Below are 2043 nucleotides of genomic sequence, written 5' to 3' on the forward strand. Positions count from 1 at the left end.
GGTCAATCGTGTGGCTGACGCGGGCTTCGATCACTCTGCAATCGTTGCCCATGAATTGGCACTCGACGAAATTCGATTGACGTAATCACTGTCTGTTGCCCGGGTGATTGCAACTGCGTGTTCGTGCGCAACAGTCAACTCGATGTTTTACGTTGCGTTGCTCAGCGCATCGAGAAATCGGACCACACCGTCCGCATCGAACGGCCAGCCCAGCTCTCGATCACTCGACACGTCGTGCAATACAGGTACCCGCACACCATAGCGCTGCTGCAGGGCCGCATTGCCTTCGATGCCGATACATTCGAAGTCCGGAACGCGCGCCTGTGCCAATACCGCAATGGCACGGTCGCAAAGCTCGCACTCATCGGAGACATACAGGCGCAGTGCGGTCGCTGCAGGGTTCATGGACTGGAACTCGCAGCGGCACTTTCTTCCTGTTCGAGTCGGCGGTACTCCTGCATGGCCAGTTTCGCCCGTTCCGATTGCCCTGACTTCTCAAGCGCACTGGCCAGGTTGAACCAGGCTTCCTTGCGGCGTGGCTGCAATTCCGCGAGAACGGCCCATTGATCGGCAGCTGCGGAGAACGCATCGGATCGCATCAATGCATCGCCCAGTGCATAGCGTGCCTCCGCACGACGCGGCTCCACCTCGACTGCGTGCGTGAGCACGCGCGTGGCATCTTCGATGCGACCCAGGCGCAGGAATGCAATCCCCTGGCGCAGGTTGGCGAAACGGTTGTCGGGATCGGTAGCCAGCACATCAGCAAAGATCTCCGCCGCCGCCGCATAGCGTTGGGCGCGCAGCAGGCTTTCGCCTTGTTGCAAGGTATTGCGCATCGCAATGCGCGACTTGGGGTCTGCCAGATCATCCGGCGGCGCTTCGACCGGCGCACCAACGCCAACATAGCCAAGACTGCGCAACCGTTGCATGGCGTCATCATCCGATGAAGTGCCGGCGACCCGTCCGGCGCTGGCGGCCATCGTGCCAAGCGCAAGACCAAGACGATCGGCAATGGCCGGTGAAGCATTGGCCAGGTTCGCGGCTTCGTGAGGATCGCCGAGCACGTCAAAGAGTTCGACCTCCGGCGCATCGATCAGCTTCCATGGTCCATCGAGCCACGCGCTCAAGGGTGCCCAACCGTAGTAGGTCCACGGCAGCCAGGTTTCCATCAAAGCCGGATGCAACGCGAGCTCACCACCCATGAGGCCCTGCGCGAGGCTGCGTCCATCAGTCCGGGCCAGGGGAGGCAGATCGAGGAGTTCGAGAATGGTGGCCGCCAGATCAATCAGTTGTACCGGCTCGGCACCGCTGGAAGGGCTGATGCGACCGGGCCAGGAGATGATCAGGGGAACGCGCATGGTCGAGTCATACACGAAGAAGCCGTGGGTCAGCTCTTCGTGCTCACCCAGTGCCTCGGCGTGATCAGCGGTCAGTACGATCAACAAGGGGCGATCACCACTGGCTGCGCGTGCCGTCTCCAGCAACTTGCCGACCCAATAATCCGTATACGTCACTTCGCCGTCATAGTTCCCGCGCGGACCGGGCTGCCAGAATTCGCGCGGCGGCTCGTAGGGATCATGCGGGTCGTAGAAATGGGTCCAGGCAAACCACGGCTGCTGACTTCCGCCTTGCCCCTGCAACCACGCCGATGCCGCTGTCGCCGTATCTTCGGCACGACGCTCGACCCAGCCCTGGTCGCCTTCATTCATCACATCGTCATAGCGATCAAAGCCGCGATCGAGACCGAACATGGCCTGCAGCGGAAACCCGCTGACAAAGGCGCCCGTGCTGAAGCCGTTGTTTTTCAGGATCACTGGCAGCAACTCGACATCGGCCGGAACCGTCTGCCCGTTGTCGCGCACGCCATGATGCACCGGCAGCAGTCCGGTCAGCATCGAGGTATGCGATGGCAGGGTCAGAGGAACCGGCGAGACTGCGGACGAAAACAGGCGACCCGACTCGGCCAGGGCATCGATGGCCGGCGTATCCCGGCTCGCCTCGATGATGCCCAACGCATCCGGCCTGAGGGTATCGATGGTGATC

Annotated in this window: 2 protein-coding genes; both read right to left on the minus strand. The window is 61.7% G+C overall.

Going from position 1 to position 2043, the window contains the following annotated elements; all coding sequences use genetic code 11:
- Positions 1-147 precede the first annotated feature (147 nt).
- On the minus strand, positions 148-405 hold the full coding sequence (locus tag WBP53_RS09010) for a glutaredoxin family protein (protein WP_423928082.1): 258 nt from the start codon (positions 403-405) through the stop codon (positions 148-150).
- Positions 402-2043: sulfatase-like hydrolase/transferase (locus tag WBP53_RS09015; RefSeq protein WP_423928084.1), on the minus strand; the 1642-nt coding region annotated here is incomplete at its 5' end. The genes WBP53_RS09015 and WBP53_RS09010, both read right to left, overlap by 4 nt.

The sequence above is a fragment of the Dokdonella sp. genome (genome assembly GCF_049593775.1).
GTDB lineage: Bacteria > Pseudomonadota > Gammaproteobacteria > Xanthomonadales > Rhodanobacteraceae > Dokdonella.